This is a genomic window from Nocardia sp. NBC_01327, assembly GCF_035958815.1.
Classification (GTDB): Bacteria; Actinomycetota; Actinomycetes; order Mycobacteriales; family Mycobacteriaceae; genus Nocardia.
The window spans coordinates 477255-503280 of record NZ_CP108383.1 but is presented as its reverse complement, the minus strand read 5'-3'; the positions used below and the strand labels follow the sequence as shown (position 1 = coordinate 503280).

22 protein-coding genes are annotated in these 26026 nt (G+C 68.0%); 11 read left to right on the top strand and 11 right to left on the bottom strand.

The window, feature by feature from the left end; genetic code table 11:
* Nucleotides 1-37 precede the first annotated feature (37 nt).
* The 6 genes from OG326_RS02190 to OG326_RS02165 all read left to right on the top strand — a co-directional run bounded on the left by OG326_RS02190 (nt 38) and on the right by OG326_RS02165 (nt 5451).
* On the top strand, nt 38-613 hold the full coding sequence (locus tag OG326_RS02190; RefSeq protein WP_327142953.1) for a Jag family protein: 576 nt from the start codon (nt 38-40) through the stop codon (nt 611-613).
* A 127-nt stretch (nt 614-740) separates the two neighbouring features.
* Nucleotides 741-1460 carry a 16S rRNA (guanine(527)-N(7))-methyltransferase RsmG gene (gene rsmG / locus OG326_RS02185; protein WP_442790900.1) on the top strand — a complete coding sequence of 240 codons (720 nt, stop codon included), beginning with the start codon at nt 741-743 and terminating at the stop codon, nt 1458-1460.
* A gap of 94 nt (nt 1461-1554) precedes the next feature.
* On the top strand, nt 1555-1977 hold the full coding sequence (locus OG326_RS02180) for an Ig-like domain-containing protein (RefSeq protein ID WP_327142952.1): 423 nt from the start codon (nt 1555-1557) through the stop codon (nt 1975-1977).
* Between the two features lie 495 nt (nt 1978-2472).
* On the top strand, nt 2473-3441 hold the full coding sequence (locus tag OG326_RS02175; RefSeq protein WP_442790995.1) for a ParA family protein: 969 nt from the start codon (nt 2473-2475) through the stop codon (nt 3439-3441).
* A 45-nt stretch (nt 3442-3486) separates the two neighbouring features.
* Entirely contained in the window at nt 3487-4506 is a 1020-nt protein-coding gene (locus tag OG326_RS02170; protein ID WP_327142950.1) for a ParB/RepB/Spo0J family partition protein, read from the top strand.
* 216 nt (nt 4507-4722) lie between these two features.
* Complete coding sequence (locus tag OG326_RS02165) at nt 4723-5451, top strand: GNAT family N-acetyltransferase (protein WP_327142949.1); 729 nt, start codon at nt 4723-4725, stop codon at nt 5449-5451.
* 75 nt (nt 5452-5526) lie between these two features.
* Here the strand turns inward: OG326_RS02165 and OG326_RS02160 are convergent, their stop codons facing one another.
* The 8 genes from OG326_RS02160 to OG326_RS02125 form a co-directional block, all read right to left on the bottom strand.
* Nucleotides 5527-6723: an N-acetylmuramoyl-L-alanine amidase gene (locus OG326_RS02160; RefSeq protein ID WP_327142948.1), complete on the bottom strand. Its 1197-nt coding sequence runs from the start codon at nt 6721-6723 to the stop codon at nt 5527-5529.
* 144 nt (nt 6724-6867) lie between these two features.
* Nucleotides 6868-7206 carry a thioredoxin gene (trxA, locus tag OG326_RS02155; RefSeq protein WP_327142947.1) on the bottom strand — a complete coding sequence of 113 codons (339 nt, stop codon included), beginning with the start codon at nt 7204-7206 and terminating at the stop codon, nt 6868-6870.
* 11 nt (nt 7207-7217) lie between these two features.
* Complete coding sequence (gene trxB, locus OG326_RS02150; protein ID WP_327142946.1) at nt 7218-8216, bottom strand: thioredoxin-disulfide reductase; 999 nt, start codon at nt 8214-8216, stop codon at nt 7218-7220.
* 143 nt (nt 8217-8359) lie between these two features.
* The gene (locus OG326_RS02145) at nt 8360-9253 is read right to left on the bottom strand and encodes a hypothetical protein (protein WP_327142945.1); all 894 of its coding nucleotides are present in this window, start codon (nt 9251-9253) and stop codon (nt 8360-8362) included.
* A gap of 133 nt (nt 9254-9386) precedes the next feature.
* Nucleotides 9387-10013, bottom strand: a complete 627-nt coding sequence (gene sigM, locus OG326_RS02140) for an RNA polymerase sigma factor SigM (RefSeq protein WP_327142944.1) — start codon at nt 10011-10013, stop codon at nt 9387-9389.
* Between the two features lie 169 nt (nt 10014-10182).
* On the bottom strand, nt 10183-14046 hold the full coding sequence (gene murJ / locus OG326_RS02135) for a murein biosynthesis integral membrane protein MurJ (protein WP_442790994.1): 3864 nt from the start codon (nt 14044-14046) through the stop codon (nt 10183-10185).
* A 545-nt stretch (nt 14047-14591) separates the two neighbouring features.
* Nucleotides 14592-17126, bottom strand: a complete 2535-nt coding sequence (locus OG326_RS02130; RefSeq protein ID WP_327142942.1) for a DUF6049 family protein — start codon at nt 17124-17126, stop codon at nt 14592-14594.
* Nucleotides 17123-17659, bottom strand: coding sequence for an NUDIX hydrolase (locus OG326_RS02125; protein WP_309230343.1), 537 nt, complete (start codon nt 17657-17659; stop codon nt 17123-17125). The genes OG326_RS02130 and OG326_RS02125 overlap by 4 nt, the downstream gene beginning before the upstream one ends.
* 229 nt (nt 17660-17888) lie before the next feature.
* Between OG326_RS02125 and OG326_RS02120 the strand changes: the two genes are divergently transcribed.
* A complete protein-coding gene (locus tag OG326_RS02120) occupies nt 17889-19352 on the top strand; it encodes a CCA tRNA nucleotidyltransferase (protein WP_327142941.1) in 1464 nt (487 codons plus the stop codon).
* Here OG326_RS02120 and OG326_RS02115 read toward each other — a convergent pair.
* Nucleotides 19342-20169, bottom strand: coding sequence for a hypothetical protein (locus OG326_RS02115; protein ID WP_327142940.1), 828 nt, complete (start codon nt 20167-20169; stop codon nt 19342-19344). The two genes, OG326_RS02120 and OG326_RS02115, sit on opposite strands and share 11 nt — an antisense overlap.
* A gap of 78 nt (nt 20170-20247) precedes the next feature.
* On the opposite strand from OG326_RS02115, the gene OG326_RS02110 reads away from it, so the two are divergent.
* The 4 genes from OG326_RS02110 (at nt 20248) to OG326_RS02095 (ending at nt 22815) form a co-directional block, all read left to right on the top strand.
* Complete coding sequence (locus tag OG326_RS02110) at nt 20248-21000, top strand: LamB/YcsF family protein (RefSeq protein ID WP_327142939.1); 753 nt, start codon at nt 20248-20250, stop codon at nt 20998-21000.
* A 98-nt stretch (nt 21001-21098) separates the two neighbouring features.
* Nucleotides 21099-21824, top strand: a complete 726-nt coding sequence (locus OG326_RS02105; protein WP_327142938.1) for a 5-oxoprolinase subunit B family protein — start codon at nt 21099-21101, stop codon at nt 21822-21824.
* On the top strand, nt 21821-21946 hold the full coding sequence (locus OG326_RS02100) for a hypothetical protein (RefSeq protein ID WP_327142937.1): 126 nt from the start codon (nt 21821-21823) through the stop codon (nt 21944-21946). Before OG326_RS02105 ends, OG326_RS02100 begins: the two co-directional genes overlap by 4 nt.
* Nucleotides 21943-22815 carry a biotin-dependent carboxyltransferase family protein gene (locus OG326_RS02095; RefSeq protein WP_327142936.1) on the top strand — a complete coding sequence of 291 codons (873 nt, stop codon included), beginning with the start codon at nt 21943-21945 and terminating at the stop codon, nt 22813-22815. Before OG326_RS02100 ends, OG326_RS02095 begins: the two co-directional genes overlap by 4 nt.
* On the opposite strand, the gene OG326_RS02090 is transcribed toward OG326_RS02095, so the two are convergent.
* Both OG326_RS02090 and OG326_RS02085 read right to left on the bottom strand, forming a co-directional pair.
* Entirely contained in the window at nt 22793-24400 is a 1608-nt protein-coding gene (locus OG326_RS02090) for a DUF4185 domain-containing protein (protein ID WP_327142935.1), read from the bottom strand. The two genes, OG326_RS02095 and OG326_RS02090, sit on opposite strands and share 23 nt — an antisense overlap.
* A gap of 76 nt (nt 24401-24476) precedes the next feature.
* Nucleotides 24477-25841: an MFS transporter gene (locus OG326_RS02085; protein ID WP_442790899.1), complete on the bottom strand. Its 1365-nt coding sequence runs from the start codon at nt 25839-25841 to the stop codon at nt 24477-24479.
* Nucleotides 25842-26026 lie beyond the last annotated feature (185 nt).

The window sequence follows — 26026 nt, the reverse complement described above, 5'->3', positions numbered from 1 at the left end:
GCGCCTGGCGCCGACAACTCCAGATGAAGGAACAACAATGACTGTTGAAACAGACGGAGGGGACCCCACTGTGACTGCTGCGACGGCGGCACCGGCTGGATCTGTTGATGAGGCAGCGGCGGAGGCGCCGGCCGAGACCGTGGTGGACGCCGAGGAAGCACTCATCGAAGAAGGTGAGATCGCGGGCGACTATCTGGAGCAGCTACTGGATGTCCTCGATTTCGACGGCGATATCGATCTCGACGTCGAAGGCGATCGCGCCATCGTGAGCATCGACGGTGGCAAGGATCTGGACAAGCTGGTCGGCCGTCGCGGCGAGGTGCTGGACGCGCTACAGGAGCTGACCCGGCTGGCCGTGCAGCAGGCGACCGGCGTGCGCAGCCGTCTCATGCTGGATGTCGCGGGCTGGCGGGCCGGCCGTCGCGCGGAGCTGAGCGCACTCGGCGCCGAGGCGGCCAAGCGTGTGCTGGAGTCCGGCGAGCGTGAGGCGCTCACCCCCATGACTCCGTTCGAGCGCAAGATCGTGCACGACGCGGTGGCCGCGGTCGACGGCGTCGTCAGCGAGAGCGAAGGCGTGGAGCCGAGCCGACGGGTCGTCGTGCTCCCCGCGTGACACGCGCACATTGAGGTAGGGCCCCCGCGTCGATCAGACCGGGGGCCCTACGCTTGTCCTCTGTAGGGCGCGGCGTTCATGAGATCCGTGCGATCCGGTCCCGATTGTTCGTCATCAGTTCGGAAGGATGTTTCACGTGGAACCTGGCACCGAGATGACCGATCAGGCAGCAATGCCAACCGAGTCGGAACCGCCCGCCGCCGCTGCGGTGGTCTTCGGGAATCGGCTGGAGTTGGCCCGTCGCTACTACACCGCCCTCGCGGGTGCGGGTGTGGAGCGCGGCCTGATCGGTCCGCGCGAGGTGCCCCGGCTGTGGGATCGGCACATTCTCAATTGCGCGGTGATCGGTGAGCTCATCCCGCAGGGCGCGACCGTCGTCGATGTCGGCAGCGGTGCGGGACTGCCGGGCATCCCCCTCGCCATCGCCCGCCCGGATCTTCGAATCACCTTGGTGGAGCCGCTGCTTCGCCGCACCGTCTTCCTGGCCGAGTTCATCGAGGCCGCCGGACTCGATATCACCGTCGTCCGCGGCCGGGCCGAGCAGGCCGGTGTGAAGAAGGAGGCCGGCGGCGCGGACGTGGTCACCTCCCGCGCGGTCGCTCCCCTGGCGCGGCTGGCCGGTTGGTCCATGCCGCTGATTCACGATCACGGGCGCATGCTGGCGCTCAAGGGCATCAGCGCGATCGAGGAATTGGAACGCGATCGCGCCGATCTCACCAAGGCGGGCGCGGGTCACGCCGAGGTCCTCGAGTGCGGTGTGGGTGTGCTGGAAACCCCCACGATGGTGATCAGCGCCGAGCGTCTCCCCCGGGGTGAGCGCCGCAAGTCCCGTGCCCGCAATAATTGAAATATAGATACTTCAAAATAGCTGTGCGCAGGCCGATGGCTCGGTACTGTCCCGATGACCCACAGGCAGTGGGTTAGGGAGCACAGGAGTTTTCATGAAGATCTCACGGCGGGCCGGCCTCGGCACCACACTGCTCGGCGCACTCGCGACGGCCGCATTGGTCGCGGCCCCGCAGGCGAGCGCACTGGTGACGGACCTCAGTGTCTCGGGCACCACGCTCTATGTCGGGCAGGCCTATACGATCACCGCGAGCGTCACGGTCACCTCCGCCCTCTTCCAGGTCGACTTCACCGACAACGGCACCGAGATCGGCAAGGCGTACCCGAGCGGCAGCACGGCCACGATTCAGTGGACGCCGTCGACGACCGGTTCGCACGAGATCAAGGCGACGCAGGAACTCATCAGCAGTAAGACCACCACCGTCACAGTGACGAACCAGCCCACTACTCCGGGTGGCACCGGCTCGTCCGGGAGCAACCCCCTCAGCGGTCTGCTCAGTAGCCTCTCGGCGCAGTAGTCCAGCACCCCCCCGAACCGAAGCGGGCGAGACGGCGTCCTGCCGTCTCGCCCGCTTCGTGATTTCCCCTCCCTGCTTCCCTCCCCACTGCCGCTGTTGTTTCACGGGAAACATGCGCCGCGCCCCGCTCGCCGCGCCCGAGTCTGAAATCTGCGGATTGTCCCGGCCGTTTTCGCGTGTCGGATGGAGTTCATTGCCGTTCAACTTCCGTATTGTGTCCCGTACTGGCAAGCTAGTGAACGTCGAGTGTGAGCGCAGACTGCGATGCCCGGCAGCGGCTCCAAATCGACTGCACGACAGTCGGGAACGGCTTCGAATGGGTATCGCATCTCGAACCTCGCACCATCTCGGTGACAACGCAGCGTGGCGTAGTGAGCCCGCTGTCGATCCTGCTGCCACGCTCGGCCACGTGTCTTTGAGTTCTCGGGGTTAGGAGCCTGTATGTCCAACGGTCCGGCGAATGTTTCACGGGAAACAACGTCCCGAGTGCCCGGCATGCTCGATACCGGGACCTTCGACGCGGAGGAGTTCAGCCGCACCCCGTTCGGGAACATCTCCCCCACCGAGACCCCCATTGCCGCCGAGGCGTCGCGCGCCAGCCAGGTCTTGCACCCCAGCAAGAACTCGGAGGTGCAGCGCCCCAAGGAGCAGCGGGTCATCACCATCGCCAACCAGAAGGGCGGCGTCGGCAAGACCACCACCGCGGTGAACCTGGCTGCCGCACTGGCGATCCAGGGCATGCGGGTGCTGGTGGTCGATCTCGATCCGCAGGGCAATGCCAGCACCGCGCTCGGCATCCCCCACCACTCCGGTATTCCGTCGAGCTACGAACTGCTCATCGGTGAGTGCACGGTGCGGGACGCCATCCAGCAGAGCCCGCACAATGAGCGGCTCATGTGCATCCCCGCCACCATCGATCTGGCGGGTGCGGAGATCGAACTCGTCTCGATGGTCGCCCGCGAGGGCCGGTTGAAGGCCGCCATTCAGGAAGCCAATCTCGCCGGATACGACATCGACTACGTCATGATCGACTGCCCGCCGTCGCTCGGACTGCTCACCGTCAATGCGCTCGTCGCGGCGAAGGAGGTGCTGATCCCCATCCAGTGTGAGTACTACGCGCTGGAGGGCGTCGGTCAGCTGATGCGCAATATCGGTCTGGTGCAGTCGCATCTCAATCCCGAATTACATGTCTCCACCGTTGTTCTCACCATGTACGACGGCCGCACCAAGCTCGCCGATCAGGTGGCGGAGGAGGTGCGCAACCACTTCGGTGACACGGTCCTGAAGGCGGTCATCCCCCGCAGTGTGAAGGTGTCCGAGGCTCCGGGCTACGGCATGACGGTGCTCGACTACGACCCGGGTTCGCGTGGCGCCATGAGCTACCTCGATGCGGGACGTGAGATGGCACTCCGTTCGGCGATTCAGGAGCCCGCATTGCTACCCGATACGGGATCGGGTGTGTAATGACAATTTCGGCTGCGGTGAACAACGAGAGGGGTCAGTAGACCGATGAGTCAGGCGAAGAAGGGTGGACTGGGACGCGGTCTCGCCGCGCTGATCCCTACCGGGCCCGCAGCCACACCGGGCGGTCTGGGCAGTGCTGCCGCCAATGTCGTCATCGGACTGGACCCGATCGGACCGCAGCCGGCTTCGGCCTTCCTGCACCGGGTTCCGGATCCGGTCGAGGGCGGCGGCGACGCGGCCGATGCGGGTGCGGTGTACCGGGAGATTCCGCACGACCAGATCGTGCCGAATCCGAAGCAGCCGCGTCAGGTTTTCGAGGACGAGGCGCTCGCCGAACTGGTGCACTCCATCAAGGAGTTCGGCCTCATGCAGCCGATCGTGGTGCGTCAGGTGGAGAGCCTGCCGACCCCGAAGTATCAGCTCATCATGGGCGAGCGGCGTTGGCGCGCAAGCCAGGAGGCGGGCCTGCCCGCCATTCCGGCCATCGTCCGGGAGACCGCGGACGAATCACTGCTGCGGGATGCGTTGCTGGAGAACATCCATCGCGTGCAGTTGAATCCTCTCGAAGAGGCGGCCGCCTATCAGCAGCTGCTGGAGGAGTTCGGCGTCACCCATGAGGAATTGGCTTCGCGAATCGGCCGTTCCCGACCGGTCGTGACGAATATGATTCGCCTGCTGAAACTTCCGATTCCGGTGCAGCGCCGGGTGGCGGCGGGCGTACTTTCCGCCGGGCACGCGCGCGCGGTGCTCGCACTGGAGGCCGGAGCCGAAGCGCAGGAGGCGCTCGCCGCACGGATCGTGGCCGAGGGTATGTCGGTCCGGGCCACCGAAGAGGCTGTCACTCTGGCCAATCGGAACCCGGATGCCGCGGCCACTCCCCCGGCGGCCAAGCGCAAACCGATCCAGATGCCGGGTCTGCAGGATGTGGCCGAGCGGTTGTCGGAATCCTTCGACACCCGGGTCACGGTGGCGCTCGGCAAGCGCAAGGGCAAGATCACGGTCGAGTTCGGTTCCATCGATGATCTGGAGCGGATCGTCAGCATGATGGAGCAGTCCAAGCCGTAGTGGAAATCGGGGCCCTACCCCCACACCCGAGTCTCGGAGCGGATTTTTCGAGGTTCGGTGCCCCTACCCGAGGGTGGGGGCTGAAACGTCACAGTGACGCCGGAGTTTTCTAGGCCCGGAGAGGCGTGTTGCTTTGATCGCTTATTCTTTTTGGCGAGCAGATATTGATGCGGCGTGAGTGTGGATGAATCGGACAGCTGGAGGCTGAGCAGAGCGGTGTCGACCAGCGTTACCGCACTAACCCTCGGCGGACTCGACAAACTTCCGGCACATGCCCGGCGGTGCGTCTTCTGGGAGCTCGATCCGGCGGTGGCTGCGGATTCCCGTGAATTCAGTGACCCGGTCTTCGAAAAGGAGGCCTGGCTTTCCACTGTGCTCCTGGAGTGGGGCTCGTGTGGGCAGATCGCGCTGATCGACGGTCAGCCCGCCGGCTGCGCCCTGTATTCGCCGCCGAGCTCGTCCCCGCGCGCCGGCCTGTTCCCCACCTCCCCCGTGAGCCCGGACGCGGTCCTGCTGACCACGCTGGGCGCCGAATTCCCGTATCAGACGAATGATGTAGCCCAGCAGCTTATTCAGGCCGTGGTGGGCGATCTGGTGCGTCGTGGTGTGCGGGCCATCGAATCCTTCGGGATTCGCTCGGATCCGTCGTCCACCTCGATGGCCGATCTCGGCTCCATGATGTTCATGGAGCGGATCGCGCCCGCTTCCCCGCGGACGTCCTCCAAGCCGTCGCCCTCGTCCGTGTGCACGCCGGAGACCTGCATGATCGATGCCGATTTCCTGGAGGAGGTCGGTTTCAAAGTGGTTGCCGCGCACCACCGTTTCCCGCGCCTGCGGCTGGAGTTGGACAGCGACCACCTGTGGAAGGAAGACGTGGAGCGCGCGCTGGATCAGCTGCTCGCGACCGCGGCCATGACCATGCCGAACCGCCTGATCACTCTCTGATCGGCCGGTACAGCAGAAAACCCCGTCCTCCCACAGTAATTCGGGAGGACGGGGTTTTTCGGTTCGGAAGCGGACTCAGATGCGCTCGGCCGCGGCCATTTCCTCGGCGAGCAGTTCGGCGAAGGTGTAGGTACCGGTCGGCTGATCGTCCTGGCCGAGCAGGTACAGCCGCTTCACCGAGATGAGGATGGCTTCGGCGATCACATCCCGCATGCGCGGGTTGGTGAGCACCGTCGAATCGTAATCGCTTGTCAGATAGCCGATATCGACCTGCACGGTCGGCATCTTCGTCAGGCGCAGCAGATCCCAGGTGCGGGCGTGGGTCCGGCAGTCCTGCAGGGAGGTCCGGGCGACGATCTCGCGCTGGATGAAACCGGCGAGCACCTGCCCGATCATCGAGGTGGACCCGTGCGAATTGCCGAAGTGGAAGCTCGCCACCCCGCTCGCCGAGGTGCTCGGGTTGCCCGCGCAGCGCAGCGAGATCATCAGATCCGCGTCGAAAGTATTGGAGGTCTCGGCTCTTTCGGCATCGGAGGGATTCGCACCCCACGGCCGGGACAGGAAGGTCTCCATACCGGTGGCGGCCATGCGGCCCTCGAGCCGGCTGGCCAGATCCCAGAGGATCTCCGATTCGTACACGTCGCCGAATTCGCTGGGCACCGGTGCGCCCTTATCGGGTCCGCCCAGGCCCGGATCGATGACGATGCGCTTACCGGTGAGCTGCGGCCCGGCCCGGTGCACCACTTCTTCCTCGGCGATGCGATGCGGATTACCGCCTGTGACACGGGCTCCCAGCAGTTCCAGGGACCGGAGCGTATCCGGACCGCAGATGCCGTCACCGGCCAGGCCGATCTCGCGCTGGAACGAGGTGAGCCCCTCGTGCGTATGCGGTCCGAAGAACCCGTCGACCCGGCCCACGTAGAAACCGAGGTCCTGCAGGCGGCGCTGCAGGGTGGCGACATCGTCGCCGTACAGCGGCGCCGACAGCTGATAGATGAGCGTGCGGGCGCCGAGTCGGTAGGAGGCTTCCTTGAGGGCCCGGTACGTAGCCGGACCGACCACGCCGTCGACGAGCAGGCCGCGGTGCTGCTGGAACCCGCGGACCGCGGAGTCGAGGTCGTGGTCGAAGACGACTTCTACGTTCTTCCAGTACTCGCCATTCCCGTTGCCGTGCTCGGCATTCAGGTGGGAGTGCAGGAAACCCAGACTTGCGAGGGTGCTCCGAACCTCAGCTACGGCTGGTCCAGTATCGCCGTGACGAAGTCGGTGCATGCGTAAGAGCCCTTTCCTTCCGCCAACCCGGGTACCCACTCATGCAAAGATTCACACCTCTGCACGACCGGAGCGTCGGTCGATTGTCTCAGACCCGGACCGGATTTCGGCAACTGTCGAGTGCAGGCATCGTACGGCGCGTCGTCAGATAACACCCTCGAGTTCGCGCAGAAGGGCCGCTTTGCCCTTTGCGCCGACGATCCGCTTGATCTCCTTGCCCCCTTGGAACAGCACCATGGTAGGCAACGACAGAATGCCGTAGTCCTTCGAGGCCTCCGGATTCGCGTCCGCGTCGACCTTGGCGATGGTCAGGCTGTCGGAGTGGGTGGCGGCGATCTCCTCGAGCACCGGGGCGACCATCTTGCACGGGCCGCACCAGGAGGCCCAGAAGTCGACCAGGACGGGCTTGTCGCTGGCCAGCACGTCCTGGGCGAAGGTGGCGTCGGTGACGGTCTTCGTGGCGGTGGTCTTGGCGTCCGACATGGTGACTCCTTCTAGTTACTGATGACCGCAGAGTTCGATTCCACCGAGTGACCGGCGTGATCGAGTGTGTTGCTGGTGATGTCGCCCTGGTCCGCGAGCCAGCGCTCGGCGTCGATGGCCGCGCGGCAGCCGGTTCCGGCGGCGGTGATGGCCTGCCGGTAGGTGTGGTCCACCAGGTCGCCCGCGGCGAAGACGCCGGGCAGCGAGGTGAAGGTGGACTGGCCGTCGACCTGGACATAGCCCTCGCCGTCCAGTTCGACCTGGCCGCGCACCAATTCGCTGCGCGGGTCGTGGCCGATGGCGACGAACAGGCCGGTGGCCGGCAGCTCCGAGGTCTCGCCGGTGCGGGTGTCGCGAATGCTCAGGCTGGTGACAGCCGAATCACCGTGCACCGCAGTCACTTCGGAGTTGAGCAGGAAACGGATCTTCTCGTTCGCCTTGGCCCGCTCCAGCATGATGCGGGAGGCCCGGAACTCTTCGCGGCGGTGGATGATGGTGACGCTGGAGGCGAACTTGGTGAGGAAGGTGGCCTCCTCCATGGCCGAGTCGCCGCCGCCGACCACCACGATGTCCTGGCCCTTGAAGAAGAAGCCGTCGCAGGTGGCGCAGGCGCTGACGCCGCGGCCGAGCAGGTCCTGCTCACCGGGGATGTTCAGGTAGCGGGCCGCCGAACCCATGGCGAGGATCACGGCGTAGGCCTCGAAAACCTCACCGCCGACGGTGACCTTCTTGATCGGACCGGAGAGGTCGAGCTCGTCCACGTCCTCGGTGCGGATGTCCGTGCCGAAGCGCTTGGCCTGCTCGCGCATCTCCTCCATCAGATCCGGGCCCATGATGCCGCCGCGGAAGCCGGGGAAGTTCTCGACCTCGGTGGTGGTCATGAGGGCGCCGCCGAACTGGGTGCCTTCGAAGAGGATCGGCTGGAGTTCCGCACGCGCCGCGTACACAGCCGCCGTGTATCCGGCCGGTCCGGAACCGACGATGATCAGGTCGCGAACAGCGGTACTCAAAGGGTCCTCCGAGGCAGTTGTGAAACAGGCACGTGAAACAGGCATGTCGGTCAACCACAGCGTAAACGCTGTTGTTCCCACCGGGCCGTGGGTAGGCGGTGGCGCTCCCATCTACCGCTGTGCATGGGAGCGGCGGCGGGCCGTCAGCCGATATCGGTGCTGGCCAGTACCTGCGGGTTCCCCGGTCCGCAGCCGTTGTCGAGCACGGCGGCTGTGATCTGCGGCGCGTGCGGGCCCGCGAGCAGCACGAGAACGGCCGGTTTGCCGCCGTAGAGGACGCTACGCGATCCCAGCACCGAGCGGTCGAGCCCTGCGGCCCGCAGGCAACTCGATAGTGCGTTGCCCGCGGCGAGCGGCCCGCTGATGTCGTGGTGGCCCATGGCGGTGAGCACCGCGGTGGGCGGAAGTTCCGCCGCCAGCGGTAGCGCGGCGGCGGACTGTGCGGCGGCGGGCGTCCCGGTGCGGGTCTGCACGGCGTCCACGGCCACCACGGCTCCGGCCGTGATGGCGGCGGTGGCCGCGGCCGCGGTGAGCCAGCGGAGCCGGTTGGAGAACCGTTCGGTCGCCGGTGCGGGGCCGGGTGTGAGATCGAACTCCGACTCGGGCTCCTCGGGGACGAGGTCGTCGAGTTCGCGGGGGTCCAGCCGCCCGGTGTCGAAGATGGCCGAACCGTTCAGTACCGGCATGGGTGCGGTGGAAGGCGGTGCGGGATGGGTGGATTGGCGGGGCACCGGGAGGCGGTGCACGGTGGCCACTCGATCACTGGTGTCGAGGTCGGTGGCGGCGAGATTGTCGATCATTCGTTCCAGGCGTGCGGTGATGGCGATGGGCATGGGGTGGGCGATGTGTTCGTCGCGGCCGAGGTCGCGCAGGCGATTGTTCACCTGATCGAGCGAGCGCAGATAGCGCATGGCGTCCGGATCGCGGCGGACCTGCGTCCACAGCTGGGCGGACAGGTCTGCCGGGACGTTCCCGGCGTGCAGATCGGCGAGCAGCTCGGAGGAATAGGGCGGCCGGGGAATCGTCCCTGCTGCCACCGGTCCTCCTGCGTAGTCCTCGTTCATCGCCCCTCCAGATCGGACCCGATATGGGAATTCGCAGACCTGTCTTAGTTTTTGACGCACCGGAGTGCGATCCGGTTCCCGCTATCCTGCTTGTTCCGCAGCGGATTCAGGTGTTCATCGCGTGCAGATGTTCTTCGAGTCGTCGCCGGCCGCGGGCGCACCGGCTCTTGATGGTTCCGGCCGGAACTCCGAGCAGCGCTGCGGCTTCCGCGATCGACAGTCCTTCGAGCTCCACCGCGACGAGTGCGGTGCGCTGTTCGGCGGGCAGCGTGAACAATGCTGCGTCGATGACAAGACTTGCCTCCAGGCTCGCGAAATCGTCGCGGGCATAACGGGGTTCGAGCAACGACTCGTCCGGTAACGGTACCGTGCACCGCAGTTTGTTGCGACGGATGCGATCGAGGCACGCGTTCACCACGATGCGGTGCAACCAGCTGCGCACCTCGGCATCGCCGCGGAAGGCGCCCGCACCGCGATGGACGGAGAGCAGGGCGTCCTGCAGCGAGTCGGCGGCGTCCTCGGGCGTATAGGAGGCGCGTAGCGCGGTCTGCCAGAGGTGATCGCGATGGCGCCGTAATAGTTCGGCGAAGGCGTGCCGCTCGCCGGAGGCGTGGGCGGCTAGGAGATCGCGATCGGTGGTCTCGGCGACCCGGGGTTTCCGGGTCCGGACGGCCGTCGCTGTGGACCGAGTGGTCGGCTCGGTCGCTACCTCGTAATTCTTCGCAGTTGACAATGCAACTCCTGAACCTGCAACTCCTGAAACCTGCAGAGAGTACGCAAGATCATAACGAAGATAACGATTCGGTAGCAATGGTTTGCGCAAGAAAAGCGCAGCTAGCGGGCTTTTTCGGGCGAACCGGACACCGGGTTCCGAGGCCGTAGATCACGGCACGGCCTCGGAACTACGGTGCGGCCTCGTAGCGCACCTCACCGATGGAGGTCTGGTACTGCCCGCCGTTCTGCGCCAGCGCGGTGATCCACACCAGCACGTAGCGGGCGGGCTGGTCGGCCTGCACCGCGATCTCGGTGGTCCCGTTGCCGAGCGTCGCCGACCCGATGAGCTGGGTCTGATCAAGCGTCGGCGACGCCGTGGGCGAGGTGCGGATCTCGACCACGGTGCCCGGCGTCGGCGAATCGATGATCACCTTGGTCAGCTTGCTGGGGCTGCCGAGCGTCGTCATGATCCCCACCCCCTTCTTGAGGGCGGGGAACTGCTGGAAGTACGCGTCGGTCCGCCACACCGTGACGGGGTTGTTGTCCAGCACGGCCCCGATGCTGCCCACACCGTCCGGGGTGCCCTCGGGCGAGAACACCATGGCGCCGGTGACCGGTACCGGAACACCCTGCGCCGCACCGCCGGTGGGCACGGGAGCCCCCGGCGAGGTCGGTATCGGGCTGGACGTCGTGAGACCGATATTGCGCTGTTCGTTCAGCGGCGCTTCGGAACTGCCGGGCGCGAACACGCTCAGCAGCCACCAGATGATGACGCCGACCACCAGCGCGGCCAGCACGCCGAGTCCGACCAGGATCCACATCATCCGCTGCGAGCGTTCCTTCTCGGCGGCGAGCAGTTCCGGATCGGCGAGGGTCTCGTCCGGCGCCGAGGGCGGCCGCTGGCCGAGTCTGAGCACCGGGATGAGGTCGGTCTTCTGGTCGACGACCGACGCCTGCTCCAGCACGTGCTGAACCGTGGCGGCGGTGCGCACACCCTTGTTGGATTCCAGCGAGCGCACCGCGACCGCGGAGATCTCGAAGGGCACCTCGGGCCGAATGGTCCTGGGCTCCACCGGAGTTCCGTCCGGCCCGAAATCGGCCAGCGGCAGTCCGCCGATGGTCGCCGCGGTACCGGTGACGCCGCCGACGCGAATCGGCCAGTGCGCCGTGATGAGCGCGTACAGCATGGCCCCGAGCCCGCGGACATCCGATTGCGCGTCGGAATCGCCGAGCGTGCCGGGGAAGGCGAGCACCGCGTCACCGGAGGCGCTGATGCGCACCCGATCCGGGTGATCGATGGACAGCGAGCCGCCGCCGCGGTGTGCCAGTTCGGCCGCCGCCGCGAGCGCCCGGATGGCGCGCGCCGCTCCTATCGGGGACGGCACCGTGTCGGCCATCTCCTTGAGCGAGCGGCCGGGCGTCCATTCGGCGACGACGATGCCGCCGGAGGAGCCGCGGACCACATCGAGCACACGGGCGAGGCCGGGCGAGTTGATGCGCCCGAGTCGCAGGGTGCGCGACAGGATCGCCTGCGGCCCATCGTGTCCGGAGTTCTCGGCGTCCTGCTGGTCGGCGTCGACGAAGGTGAGCGCGACCTCGCGGTCGAGCTTCACATCCAGCGCCTGCCAGAATTTCAGGCCGCGCGCACCGCCGTGGCCGGCGAGCAGCCGGTAGCGGCCGCCCGCGACGGACGCGCCGGGCAGCAGTTTGGGGCCGCGCTGGATGCGCTTGGTGGCCTCCACCCGCATGGGCGGCATCTGAGGCGAGATCGCCTCGTAGACGCCGGTTTCGGGGCCTGCGCCACCTTCGTCCGGTAGTTCGTCCGGTTCGCCTCGGTCGCCACGTCCGGTGGATCGGTTGGCGGAATCGGCTTTGCCGCTCTGCTTTCCGATCTTTTCGTCCGGAGTCGGGGGCGCATCCGTGGAGAGCCCACCGCCCGCTGCCGCTGTGGATTCGGCGGCCGGGACGCCGCTCACCGCGTCGTCGCTCACCCTCGTTCCTCCTTCGCCCTGGTATGTCGGAGACCGATGTGTCTGGGCCGAACCCGGTGCCTGGTAGACGCCGTCGTCCGAGGCCGCGCGAGAGCCCTCATCCGGCCTGTTGTAGTCGTCTGGAACACCGGATGCGGCGCTTGCGCTTCTCTGCCGAACAGGGTACGGGAACTCACCCTTGCCGGTGATGTCAACCGCATCGGGTCGGATAACGGGCAGCACCATTGTCTGCGCGTCGAGGTACGGGTCGAACCGGTAGTAGTACGGCGCGGCGCGCAGATCCGGCTTGGGGAGCAGCGTGGTCGCGTCGATCGGCCCGCCGTCGAGATCCATCTGCGGCGCCGGTGCCGTGAAGCCGAGGCGCCGCGACACGGCCACCGTGATGGCGACGATTTCGGGGATGCCGGCCAGGCGCATGAGGCCGAAGGCGACGCCGAACATGATGATCGCGGTGAGGGCGACCCGCACCAGCGATCCGATGCCGCCGAAGGACTCCGAAAGCCGGTGCAGCCCCATGACTTTGTCGGCGGTCCACATGACCACGCCGGCGGCCAGCGAGGCCCCCACGACGCGGGTGATGGTGTGCCCGACATTGGCCATGCGCAGATCGCCGAGGCTGCGATGCAGCAGCCAGCCGCCGATCACCGCGCCGGAGACGAAGCCGAGCCCGTTGGCGACACCGAGCGCGATCACCACGTGGCGTTCGTCGACGACCATCGGCGCGAGCGCCGAGAGCGCGATCTTCACGCTGGTGATGCCGAGGATGATCCAGGTCGGCGTCCAGGCCTGTTCGCGGGCGTAGAAGACGCGCAGGTGGATCAGCACCAGCGCGTACGGGATCAGCGTGAAGGCCGACCAGGACACGGCCTCGCCGAGCCGCCCGGCCTGTCCGGGTCCGAAGTGCCCGTAGCCGTAGAGGGCGCGGCCGATCTGCGGTCCGGCGAAGGTCAGGAAGGTGACGACCGGAACGAGCGCGATCATGGTGAGTCGCGTGGCGGTGCCGAGATCGTCGACCACGGCCGGAGTGTCGTCGGCGGCGGCATTGCGGCTCAGCCGCGGCATGATCGCGGTCAGCAGGGTCACGCCGAGTACGCCGTACGGCAATTGCAGCAGCAGCCAGGCATTTTGGTAGATGGCCGGACCGGCGATGTCCACATGCGAGGACACGCGGGTCGCGAAGGTCCAGCCGACCTGGCTGATCAGCACGTACAGCATGATGGCCGCGGCCATGCCGCCGAACTGCCGGAGCCGGGCGTCCACACCCCACAGCGGCCGCAGGTCGATTCCTTCGCGGCGGATGGCGGGCAGCAGGCTGAGCACCTGGACCGCGACGCCGACGGTCACGCCGATGCCGAGGACCAGCAGTTTCGTATCGCCCATGCGGACCGGATGCAGGCTGATCTCACCGGGTGTGAGCCGGTAGGCGATGAGCACGGCCAGCACCACGAGGTTGTTGAGCACCGGCGCCCACGCACCGGGTTTGAACACCCCGTGCGTATTCAGGATGGCCATCATCAGCGCGGAGGTGCCGTAGAAGAACACCGCGGGCAGCAGCAGGAAGGTCAGTGCGGTGGTGAGCGCGGTATTGACCTTGCCGTCGTTCGAGAGGAAGACGTGCGTGGTCAGGATGGGCGCGAGTATCAGGGTGAGTGTGGTGCCGATGCCGAGGATGGTGATCGCGGCGGTGAACAGCCGCCGGACGAAGGCGCTGCCGCCGTCGGGGTCCTCTTTCTCCGCGCGCACCAGGGTCGGCACCACGATGGCGGTGAGGACCGCGCCGAGCAGCAGCTCGGAGATCATGGTCGGGATGGTGCTGGCCACGGTGAACGCGCTGGCGATGGCCGGCCCGAGCACGGTCAGCAGCAGTAGCTGTTTGCCGAAGCCGGTGATGCGGCTGACCAGGGTCGCGATCGCGATGGATCCGGAGTCCCGGACCAGTCTGGCGTTCGAGTTCTCGGCCTTCTCGACCTGCTGCTGTTCCCGCGTGGTCGGTCCGCCGCGCGCCTGCCTGGGCAGTGGTTGCGAGTGCCGCGGTACCGGATTCGACTCCGGGTAGCGCATGCCGTCGCGCGGGGTGGGCCGCGGCCCGATTCCGGGTGCCCGGTTCTGATCCGGGTTGCCGTGTCCCCAGTGGTAGCGGTCTTCTTCGGGGACATAGGCGTTTCCGCGTGGCGGTCCGGCCGGGCGTGGCGGCTGCGGCTGTCGCGGCTGACCGGGTGCGGGCGGGCGCTGCATGATGGGCCCGGATTCGCCGGGGCGTGGTCCCCGCACCGGCAGCGGACCGGACGGTTGACCGGGTAGTGGACGGCCGGGCCCCCCGGGCGTATTCACCTGCGGCACCGGCGGAAAGCCGCCACTGCGCGGGCCGGGCGGTACCGGACGCGGACCCTGCGGCACGGGCCGCGGACCCTGGGGCGCCGGACGCGGTGCCTGCGGTGCCGGACGCGGTGCCTGGGGTGCGGGCGCACCGCGCTCCCAGGGTGCTGACGGTGCCCGGCGCGCGGGCGGGCCGTCGGCGCCCCGGGCGGGCGGGCCGTCGGCGCCGTGGGAGCGCGGCCCGTCGGCGCCGTCGGGTCGGCCGGTCGAGCGCGGTCCGCCGTACTCGCTCACCGGGCCTCCTGGTTCTCGTCTCGCAGCTTGCGTTTCCGGGCGCGCAGGTACTTGTTCACCCGGCGTCGCTTCTCCGGATCGAAGCCTTCGTCCGCCGGATCCGACTGCCCGCGGAAGCGGTGCCAGAGCCGGCGACCCGCCAGCAGGAGCAGCAGTGCTCCGGCGCTTGCGGTAATTATCGCCAACACTCGACCGTAGGCGTTGGACCGCACGGATACCGATACCGCATTGCCGAGCGGCGTCCCGTCGGGTGTGGTAAGGGCAATGGGTATCACCAGGTTTCGGCTGTCGGACACTTCGGTCGGGATCTGGAAGGACCGGGTGCCCTTGGCCGGAAGCTGTTGTTCACCGATGTCTTTGATATTTGTCTCGGTCGGCGCGTCGATGCGGAATTTGATGCGGATGGCGACCGGCAGATCGTTGCGGGCGACCAGCAGTAGCGGGCTCTGTTCGGAGGCGAGGGTGTAGACGCCGCCCGGCGGCAGCACGGTCACCGAATGGAACAGGTCGTCGATGGTGCGGCTGGTCTGGTCGAGGCGGCGCTGCGCGGTGGTGTCGGCCGCGGCGGCCCCGGCGCGGCGGTCGGACATGGTCAGCACCCGGATGAGGTCGTCGCGCAGCGGGGTGAGGAAGGTGCGCGGGGTGAGTTCCTGCTGCGGCTGGTCGACCAGGGCGCCCATGAGCTCGGTGATGTTGTGCGCCTGCTGCCGGACCGGTTCGGCGAAGTGGTCGGGCACGGCCTCGTCCGCGGCGGCGGGCAGGTAGTCCAGGTCGTAGGGCTGCGGATCCGGTTGCTGCGCCAGCAGTTCGGCGAAGGAGCGCGGTGCGGCCAGATTATTGCGGAAGAGCAGGTCGAGCTGTCCGAGCACCGCGGTGGCCTCGTCCCGGTTGGCGCCCCACTGCTGCGGCGGCATGAGCACCGCGGAGCGCGGCCGTCCGGCCTGCGGGTTCAGGGCCGTCCAGGCGACCGCGCCGAGCGCGTCCTGCAGCCGGGCGGCGCGGGAGTCGTTGGTGACGTCGTAGCGGACCCGGTCCGGGGTGAACGGCGGGGTCGGCGGATGCGAGCCGATGGCGGCGAGGGCGGTGGCCGACCAGATATCGAAGGTGGCGGCATGCATTTCGGGGCCGCCGGGTGCATCGCCGCCGGCGGTGGGCAGGGTGATCCCCGACAGCTGCACCATATCCGGATTCACCGATTCGACTGCGCCGCCCGGGCTTTTTGCACTGGAGATATTGCTGCGCCCGTCGGAGGCCGCCACGGCATTGTCGGCGAGCACAGCGGTGGTGTAGCCGTGGTGCGCGAGCAGGCCCGCACCGTCGGTGTCGAGGGTTCCGGAGTCCGGCAGTGCCACGCCGCGCACGGATTTCACCGACAGCAGCGAATCCACCAGGTCGGCAGGCGCGTTGAGGGCTCGATCCGAGAGCGTCTCGTCCCCGGCGGCGGCCAGCGCGGTGGGATCGACCTGCGCGAACGGCAGCGCGACCACGCACATGGTGGGCGCCAGCGTGCGCAGCCGGTCCAGCCAGGCCTTGGCCGCGTGCGCGCCGGTGCCGGCCCGGGTGGTGCCGTCCGGATCGGACGGACTGGCCAGCACCCGGTAGCCGTCCGTCATATCGGAGACGGTGAGCAGCAGATCCGGATCGACGGCCAGGCACAGCGCGCTGGTGAGTTTGCGGTCGTGCCCGCCATCGGGTTTGAGCGCGGTCTCCAGCGCGGACAGCAATTGATCGAGCCGCCCGCCGCTGGCCAGCGAGGACGCCAGATCGTCATCGGTGAGCATGGCGGACCCCTGTACGGACCCGGTCGCACCGGCGACCAGGCGCGGCCGGTCGGCCAGTGGCCACAACATGGTGGTGGCGACCGGCGGCGCGTCCGGGACGGCCGGAACCGTCGGCGTGACAGTGCGTTTCATCGGGTCGGGGGTGGCGATGGGGACGCCGAGCACGGGCAGCAGGAAGCGCGCGTCGTCGAGCCGCGCCTGACCGCCGTAGCTGGGTGCGCCGTTGACGTTCAGCAGCAGGGGATAGATGCCGGGCGCGGTGATATCGATCGAGGAGATCCCGCTGGGCAATTCGGCCGCCGAGCGCAGTGCGACCGTGAGGCTGAACTGCTTTCGCTGTCCGGTGTCCAAACGGTCTGCGACATCCTGGAATTCGCCCGCGACGTCGTAGCTGTTCTGGTCCAGCCGCAGCGTGGACCGCAATCCGCTCGGCGTGGTGACGGCGGCGGCGCGCTGAATGCGCACGCTGACATCGTCGACCGGCCGGTCACCGATATTGGTGATGGTGCCGGACACCACGAAATAGGGGTCGCTGCTGGCGGTGATCGCCGTCGGCGTCACCGAATCCAGGGACAGTTTCAGAAATTTCGGTCCGGTCGGCGCCGCGCCGGAGCCGCTGCCGGACGGCTGTGCCGTCGCAGCGGACGGACATACCGTCAGCACGGCGACCACCACCGCGACGAACGACAGGATCCAGCGGTGCAGCGCCGCGGTGTCTTGCCCAGGACGCCCAGACCCCGCACGCGTCATTGTCTGCCGTTCTCCATCCGGTCGATCAGCCGGTTCGCGACCTCCGCCAGCCTCCGTTCGTCAGCGTAGGCGAGCCGGGAATCGAGTTCGCTCAAGGGAACCCAGGCCACCTTGGTGACTTCGACATCGGCATCGGAGAGTTCGCCGTCGAGAAATCGCATCAGATAGTGGTGCACGGTCTTGTGTACCCGCCGGCCCTCGGTCACGAACCAGTAGTCGATACTGCCCAGTTCGGCGACCACGCTGCCATTGATGCCGGTCTCCTCGGCAACCTCGCGAATAGCCGTCTGCTCAGCGGTTTCGCCCTCTTCGATATGCCCCTTGGGTAGCGACCACAGCAACCGCCCGCGCCGATCGGTCCGCCCGATCAGTGCGGCACACCGCTTCTCACGCGGCCCGTCCAGCCCATCGACAACCAGCCCACCGGCAGAGGTCTCCCGCACCGTGCGCATGCGAGGTTTCGCCGCACTACCGGCCGAACCACGGCGCCGGGGCTGGCGGCGTCGACTGTTCGCGCGATCGGCCGGAGACACGGCGCCAGTCTATAGGGGTGCACTCTCTCCGCCGCTCCGCGACTCTGCACGGGGATACGTATCTGACGTGAGGGCTGATTTCGTGCCGTACGGGTAACTCACCGGGTACGGGCTGACTCCGCCAACCATCGAACCGCCGGCCCGACGCGAGAGTCTGGACGCACCTGGGTGCCCGCAAGAGTCCCGGGGAGGCGGGGCGGACTTGCCTGGTCTACTAAGCTCGGATTTCGTGGTTTCGCCGAAGTCCGAGGAAGCAAGCAGCGTGGATCGTCGTACCCGATTGCTGGCCTCGGCGGCGATCACCGTGGGACGGCTGTCGGAGGTTCTGACCCCGCTGGGTGAGTTGTTCGCCCAGCACGGTCACGAGCTGTATCTGGTGGGCGGCACGGTGCGTGACGCCGTGCTGGGCCGGTTGGGTACGGATCTGGATTTCACCACCGATGCCCGGCCCGATGTGGTGCAGGACTTGATGCGCGGCTGGGCCGATCATCTGTGGGATACCGGCGGGCTGGCGTTCGGCACGGTGAGCGCGTCCAAGCTGGGCCAGCAGTTGGAGATCACCACGTTCCGCGCCGACAATTACGACCGGGTCTCGCGCAATCCGGAGGTCACCTTCGGCGATACGCTCGAGGCCGATCTGGTGCGCCGCGATTTCCGGGTGAATGCCATGGCCGTGCGCATCGGCGAGCTCGGTGAGCTGGAGTTCGTGGATCCGCTGAACGGTATGGCGGATCTGCTCGAGGGTGTGCTCGATACGCCTGCGCTGCCGCAGGATTCGTTCCAGGACGATCCGCTGCGCATGCTGCGGGGCGCCCGTTTCGTCTCGCAGCTGGGTTTCCGGCTGGCCCCGCGGGTGCGGGACGCCATTGCCGAGATGGCCCCGGAGATCGACCGCATCACCGCCGAGCGGGTGCACACCGAGCTGGACAAGCTGATCGCCGGTGATCACCCGACCGAGGGCATCGACATCATGGTCGAGACCGGCCTGGCGGAGCGGGTGCTGCCCGAACTGCCCGCCATGAAGCTGGAGATCGACGAGCACCACCAGCACAAGGACGTCTACGAGCATTCGCTGACGGTGCTGCGCCAGGCCATCGATCAGGAGGAGGGCGATCCGGACCTGGTGCTGCGCTGGGCCGCCCTGCTGCACGACATCGGCAAGCCGCCCACCAAGAAGAACGAGCCCGGCGGCGGCGTGAGCTTCCACCACCACGAGGTGGTCGGCGCGAAAATGGTGCGAAAGCGCATGCGCGCCTTGAAGTATCCGAAGCAGTTCACCGAGGATGTCGCGCGCCTGGTCTACCTGCACCTGCGCTTCCACGGTTACGGCAAGGGCCAGTGGACCGATTCGGCCGTCCGCCGCTACGTCACCGACGGCGCCGAACTGCTCCCCCGCCTGCACAAACTGGTCCGCGCCGACTGCACCACCCGCAACAAGCGCCGCGCCGCCCAGCTCCGCTCCACCTACGACGATCTGGAAGCCCGCATCGTCGTCCTCCAGGAGCAGGAGGACCTCGACCGCGTCCGCCCCGACCTGGACGGCAACGCGATCATGGAACTGCTCGGCATCCAGCCCGGCCCCGACGTCGGCAAGGCCTGGAAGTTCCTGAAGGAACTTCGCCTGGACCGCGGCCCCCTTCCTCGCGAGGAAGCCGAAGCGGCACTCGTCGAATGGTGGCAGGCTAAAAAATAATCAGCGTGGTTCCGGCGACGATCGCCGATCGGATCTGCGCCAGGTCGAACGACCCGGCCAATCCGGGTAGGTCGGCGGCGAAGCAGACATGCTCGCCGACCCGCTGCGTACTGATGATCCGCGCCTGACTGGGCAGGTCCGCCAGCGGAATCGGCTTCAGCCTCGTCATCCGCCGCGGCGCGCGCATCCCGCGCCAGTGTGCGCTCTGCACGGCGATGGTCAGCACATTGTCGGTGATATCGGCGTCGACCAGCGCCCGCACCCGCCTGCGCCGATGCCGCGCCAGAATGAGCCCGTCCGGCCCGGGCGACAATTCCCAGTCCCGCTGCCAGCTGTTGAGCCAGTCCAGCAGCGCCGCAAGGGAAATCACCCCGGTGACGTCGAGCTGCTGCGCCCGCAGTTTGGTCGGTACCCCCGGCACCAGCCGCACCCCGTGTGCGATGACGGTGAGCTCCTCGACCCGGTGCTGATTCCAATACAGCCCGGTGAGAACGGTTTTGGTCTGAAAATGCGCTCCTCGCCGCCGCACCTTGAGGGTGTGCAGCGTGGCCCGCAGATCATGTCCGAGGAAGGTGGCGTTCACCTCCTGCCCGCCGAACTGGCTGAGAATGCCCTCGGACAGCAGTGTCATGAGCACATCGGGCATGAGCGCGGTGACGGTCCCGACCCCGAAGTCGGTGACGGGTTCGATCCATGCGGTGGTGAAGCTCGCCCACTGATCGACCCAGGTCTGGTCGAACAGGCGTTTCCCCAGGTCCATGCCCAGGTCCACCGCCCGCAAAGGTGACCAGGCCTTCGGATCGAAATAGGTGGCCATGATTTTTCGAGCGTACCGACCACCGATGACATCTCCGGATTCTCCGAGGTGACTCGAGTCACTTCTACAATCGGACCCATGACGGTGGACCTGAACAGCGATCTGGGCGAGGGCTTCGGCGCGTACCGCATGGGTGATGATGCGGCCATGCTCGAGGTGGTCACCAGCGCCAATATCGCGTGCGGTTTCCACGCCGGCGATCCGTCGATCATGCGCCGCACCTGTGCGCTCGCCGTCGAGAAGGGCGTTCGCATCGGCGCGCACATCGGCTACCGGGACCTGCCGGGCTTCGGCCGCCGCGCCCTCGCAGTCCCCGCCGCCGAACTGCGCGATGAAACCCTGTACCAAATAGGCAGTCTCGACGCCTTCGCCCGCGCCGCCGGTGACCGCGTCCGCTATGTGAAACCCCATGGCGCGCTCTATCACGCGGCCGCCGCGGACCGTACCCTGGCGGACGCGATCGTCGCGGCCCTGCGCGAATTCGATTCCCGCCTGGCCCTCTTGGGCCCCGCCGCCACCGAAATGGAGCATGCCGCCCGAGCCGCCGGCACCCCCTTCCTCGGTGAGGGCTTCGCCGACCGCGCCTACACCCCCGACGGCCTGCTCGCCCCCCGCACCCTCCCCGGCGCCGTCCTGCACGCGGACGAAGCAGTGGCCCAGGCCCTTTCGATCGCCCGCACCGGCAAAGCCCTGACCCTGGACGGCGGCACCGTAGCCGTCTCCGCCGCCAGCATCTGCGTGCACGGCGACACCCCCGCCGCCGTGCACATGGCCCACCGCATCCGCACCGCCCTCGAAGAAGACGGCATTCCACTGCAGGCCTTCACATGAGAGGCCGGCCATGACCACCGCCGACCTGACCTGTCGTATCCGGGCCACCGCGGGGGCGGTCGGTATTACATTGGAGGCCTTCGCACGGGAGGCCCGTAATGACTGATTCGGCGTCCGAGTCGCTCGCCGGCGAGGTTCGCTCGGCGGGTGATTGTGCGCTGCTGGTGATTCCGCCACAGCGCCGCATGGTGGGGGAGTTGGTCGCGGCGCTGCGCGCGCGGCCAGCGGGTGTGGTGGATGTGCTTCCCGCTGCGGCGACGGTGTTGGTGACGCTCTCTGCTCCTGCCGCTGCGGAACCGGTGCGGCAGCAGTTGAATTCGCTGCTGGCCCGCTTGGAATCCGAGGCGCGTGTGGCGGCGGGGGCGCGCCGGTTGCCCGGCTGGCTGCCGGATGATCGTCCGGACGATGCGGTGGGCGGCAATGGTTTCCGCGACGAACCCGTCGAGATCCCCGTCCGCTACGACGGTGCGGATCTGCCCGAGGTCGCGCGCCTGCTCGGTCTGACTCCGGCCGAGGTGATCGCCGAGCACACCGGCATCGTATGGCGTTGCGCCTTTGTGGGATTCGCCCCCGGCTTCGGCTATCTGGAATCCCCCGACGCCCGCCTGACGGTCCCCCGCCGCACCCAGTCCCGCACCGCGATTCCACCCGGCGCGGTCGCCCTGGCAGGCGGCTATTCGGCGGTGTACCCGCGCCGCAGTCCCGGCGGCTGGCAGCTCATCGGCACCACGGATATCTCCATGTGGGATGTCGATCGCGATCCGCCCGCCGCGATCCGCACCGGCACCCGCGTGCGATTCGTCGATGTCGAGGAGCGGGGATGAAGATGTGGATCGGCCTGTCTGCCTGCGAGTTTCACAAGGTCCGGGTGACCGCGCGCGGCGGACTGCCGCTCCCCGGCGCACACCGGCACCCGCATCCCGCCGGCAGTGGTGATCTTCCGTGATCCGGGTCGAGCGGGTCGGCCCGCTGGCGACCATTCAGGATCTGGGCCGCCCCGGCTGGTTCGATTCCGGTGTCGGCATCGCGGGCGCGGCGGATCGCGCGTCCCTGCGGTTGGCGAACCGACTGGTCGGAAACCCTGAGGGCGCAGCGGGAATCGAAGCGTTGTTCGGCGGCCTGGAACTGCTCGCGCAGCGCCATCTCACGGTGGCGGTGACAGGCGCGTCCGCACCCGCGACCGTGGACGGCCGTCCGGTCGGCGCGGCGAGCGTGCTGGAAATCGAAGAGGGCCAGCGACTTCGGCTCGGCTGGGCCCTATCCGGTTTGCGGAGCTATGTGGCGGTACGCGGCGGAATCGACGTCCCACCCGTGCTGGGTTCCCGCAGCCGCGACACCATGTCCGGCATCGGCCCCGAGCCGCTACGCCCGGGAGATCAACTGCCCGTGGGCCTTCCGCCCCGCATCCACCCGATCGTGGACGTGGCCCCGGTGGCGGCGCCGCGTGCGGGCCGGCTCACCATCCGGGTCCTGCCCGGCCCGCGCGACGACTGGTTCGCCAACGCCCCGGCCCTGTACGAGGGCGAATGGACCGTATCCTCCGATACCGACCGCGTCGGCACCCGCCTCGACCGCCGCACCGGCCCGCCGCTGCAGCGCGGCACAACCGGCGAATTGCCCACGGAGGGTATGGCTCTGGGTTCGATCCAGGTCCCGCCGAGCGGTCAGCCCGTGGTCTTCCTGGCCGATCATCCGATCACCGGCGGCTATCCGGTGATCGGTGTGGTGCTCGACGCCGATGTGGACGCGGTCGCGCAGGCCCGGCCCGGTCAGGCGCTGCGCTTCCGCCGGGTCACTTCAGCGACGCGTGCATGAGATACACGTTGTAGCTGTTCCAGGCCGACATGGTGAAGTACAGATCCTTACCGGTCGACCACGGATGCATGAAGCCGCCGTACGCCGTCGGATAGTCGTCGATATCGATGAGCTTGACCGGATCCGTCCACGTCCCCTGCGGTTCCGCGGCGGTCCGCAGCACGATCTCGTGCCGCTGCAGATCCAGGTACACCATCTGCCACTGCCCGGTGTCCTGGTCGTAGCGCAGCGACAGTTCGCTGGCGGTGCCGGAAACGATTGGGGTGGCCAGCAATTCGTTGGCCCCGTCGGCCGGGACCCAGTTGCCGTTGGTCCAGTACTGGTACGCGGTTTTGTTCAGCACCTGCGCGGCGGGCACCCGGGCGAGCCCGATCACTCCCATGCGCCCGTTCGGCGTTCCGAACATGTACACGTAGTCCCCGTGCGGCACCATGGTCGCGACCTGGAAGCGCCCGAGCCCGAACAGGTTGTCCCAGTGCGCCCATTGGGATTTGGTCCAGGTGCTGCCATTGTCGTCGGACCAGGCGATGCCGCCGTTGTTGGTCCACCACATGCCGGGGATCTTGCTCCACCGATTCACGGACATGTAGGTCAGGTACTGGCGGTTGCCGACCGCGAAACCCGAGGTGGGGATGGTGGTGACCTCGAAGTTCTTGATCTTGCGGCTGTCCAGGATCTCGGCGGCGTGGCAGCGGCTGTCCTGCACGAAATTATCGAGGACCAGCCCGTTCGAGAGATCGTGAGTGCTGCTGTAGGCGAGGGTGTTGCTGCGCCAGTCCTGATCCCCGGTCCCCGCGCCGATCGGGCTCCAGCCCTTGCCGAAGGTGTCGCCGAAGACGACCGAGACCTGACCGGGCTTGTTCTCCCAGATCAAACCGAGATCGGTGCCGTCCACCGACCAGCGGGTATCGGTGCGATTGACCGACCCGTGCCCGGTGATCTGATTGACCAGCTGCACCTGCTGCACCTCGCGCGGGGTGACCGCGGCCGCCACGGGCGCGGCGGCGGGCGGCTGCACATCCACGGCCGGCGGGGCCTGCGGTTCGGGCGGCTCACCGCCCGGCACCGGAATCGGGATGGGTTCGGTCTCCGGCTGCAGTTCGATCTGCGGCGCCGGTCGCGGTCCGTCGCCCCCGGCATTCGGAGCGGTGGTCGGCGGTGCGGCGCTGCTGGAGACGTCGGGTTCGCCCGGCGTGGCGGGCTCGCCGGTCGGATTGCCCTCCGGCGGTGTGGTTTCCGCCGGTTTCGGGTCGCTGCGAATATCCGGGCAGGGCGCCGCGCACGGATCCTCCGGCAGCGCCACCGGTTCGATACGGGTCTTGTCCGGCTTGGGCCCGGGCACCGGCACCGTGGTGATCTGCGGTACCGGAACCTGGATGCGAATGGTCGGATCGGGCTGCGGTTGCGGCTGCGCGGTGGCGGGCGGGGCTTCCCGCGCCAGCGGGTCGAATCCCGTTTCCCCGCAACTGTTCATGGGCGGCGGCGCCCACGGCTCGGTCGCACCGGCGGGCGCGGCGGGGAGCAGGATCGCACCCACGGTCAGCGCACCCGACAGGATCAGGACATCGGTCGGACGGAATCCCATGCGGTGTGTGTCTCCTCGTCCGGGCCGGGCGAGATCGAATGGCCCCCACCGTAACCCGCCGGGCCGTGGCCCGAGCTCAGCGAAACCGGTTGTCGGCCGGTTGTGATCGAGCCGATATTAGCGCTATGGCGGCAATCCCACAGCAGTACACCCCCGCCGCGGCGATCACCACGGCCGGCGACCGGCCGTCCGCCGGTATCCACAGCGCGGTGCCCGCCAGCGCCAGCACATAGGTGATATTGAAAATGGTGTCCTGCAAGGCGAATACCTGTCCGCGGTGCAGGTCGTCGATCTCGATCTGCATGGCGGCGTCGCCGGTGAGTTTGATGGTCTGTCCCGCCAGTCCGAGCAGGAACGCGGCCGCGAGCAGCAGCAGTTCGGCCCGGCGCTCATCCGTCCCGGTGGCGAGCGTGATGGGCGTGACCAGCGTCAACTGCACCACGATGGCGGTGATCAGCCCCGTCACAATGGTGCGTGCCCGCCCGAGCCGCGGAATGAGCACGGGCGCGACCACCGCCGCGGCCAGCATGCCGAGACCGGTCGCGGTGATGGCCGCGCTGAATTTCGCGATGTGATGCCCGGTCCCCGCGCCGCGCCTGAGCACCAGCACCATCAGCAGCGTGTCGGCGCCGAACACCATGCGGTGCGCGCCGATGCCGATCATGGCGGTGGTGACCTCCCGTGACCGCCAGGCCGCGGTAGCGCCTGATCGCAAACCCGCAGCAATCGCCCGGAGTGAGCTTTCCCGGTTCGGTTCACCACCGCGGTCACCGGGATCCGGGCCGAGCGCGTGGCGCCGGAATCCGGCCGCCGCACAAGCCCCGGCGATCGATCCGCAGGCACTGAGCGCGACCGCGACGGCCGAGGCGAAATCCCCCGCCCCGATCACCGTGATGAGCCCGAACGCCACCCCCGCCCCGAGAATGGCGCAGCCGGACGCGATGGTCGCGAGGATCGAGTTCATGGCCACGAGCCGCTGCTGTGCGAGCACCCGTGGCAGGGACGCCGACACGCCCGCCCCCACGAATCGCGACACTCCGACCACGGACAGCGCGAGCAGCAGTATCGGCGTATCCCGCATCCCGCTCAGCAGGCTCACCGCGGTGAGCGCGATGAGCACGCCGCGCAGCACATTGGCGATGAGCAGTACCGTGCGCCGGTCCCAGCGGTCCAGCAGCGCCCCCGCATACGGCCCGATGATCGAATACGGCAGCAGCAGCGCCGCGAACCCGCCCGCGATGGCCAGCGGATCCGTCTCCCGCTCGGGATTGAACAGAATCGCCCCGGACAGCGCCGCCTGGAACATGCCGTCGCCGAATTGCCCGGCAAGCCGCACGGTACTCAGCCGCAGCGCACCCGGACTCTCCGCCAGGGCGCCGCGTACCGACGCGACCGCGCTCCGCACGCCCCTGCGCGGTGCGGCCGCAAGGTCCGGTGGCACTGCAAGCTCGGGTGCGGCCGCAAGGTCCGGTGGGACTGCAAGCTCCGGTGGGGTCGCAAGGTCTGGCTCGGCCGCGAGGTCCCGAGGGGTTGCAAGGTCCCGAGGGTCTGCGGGATGCGGTGCGCCTGAGAGGTGCGGTGTGCGCGGTGCGGCTGCGGACTGCGAGCTATCCGCCGGTGTGTTGT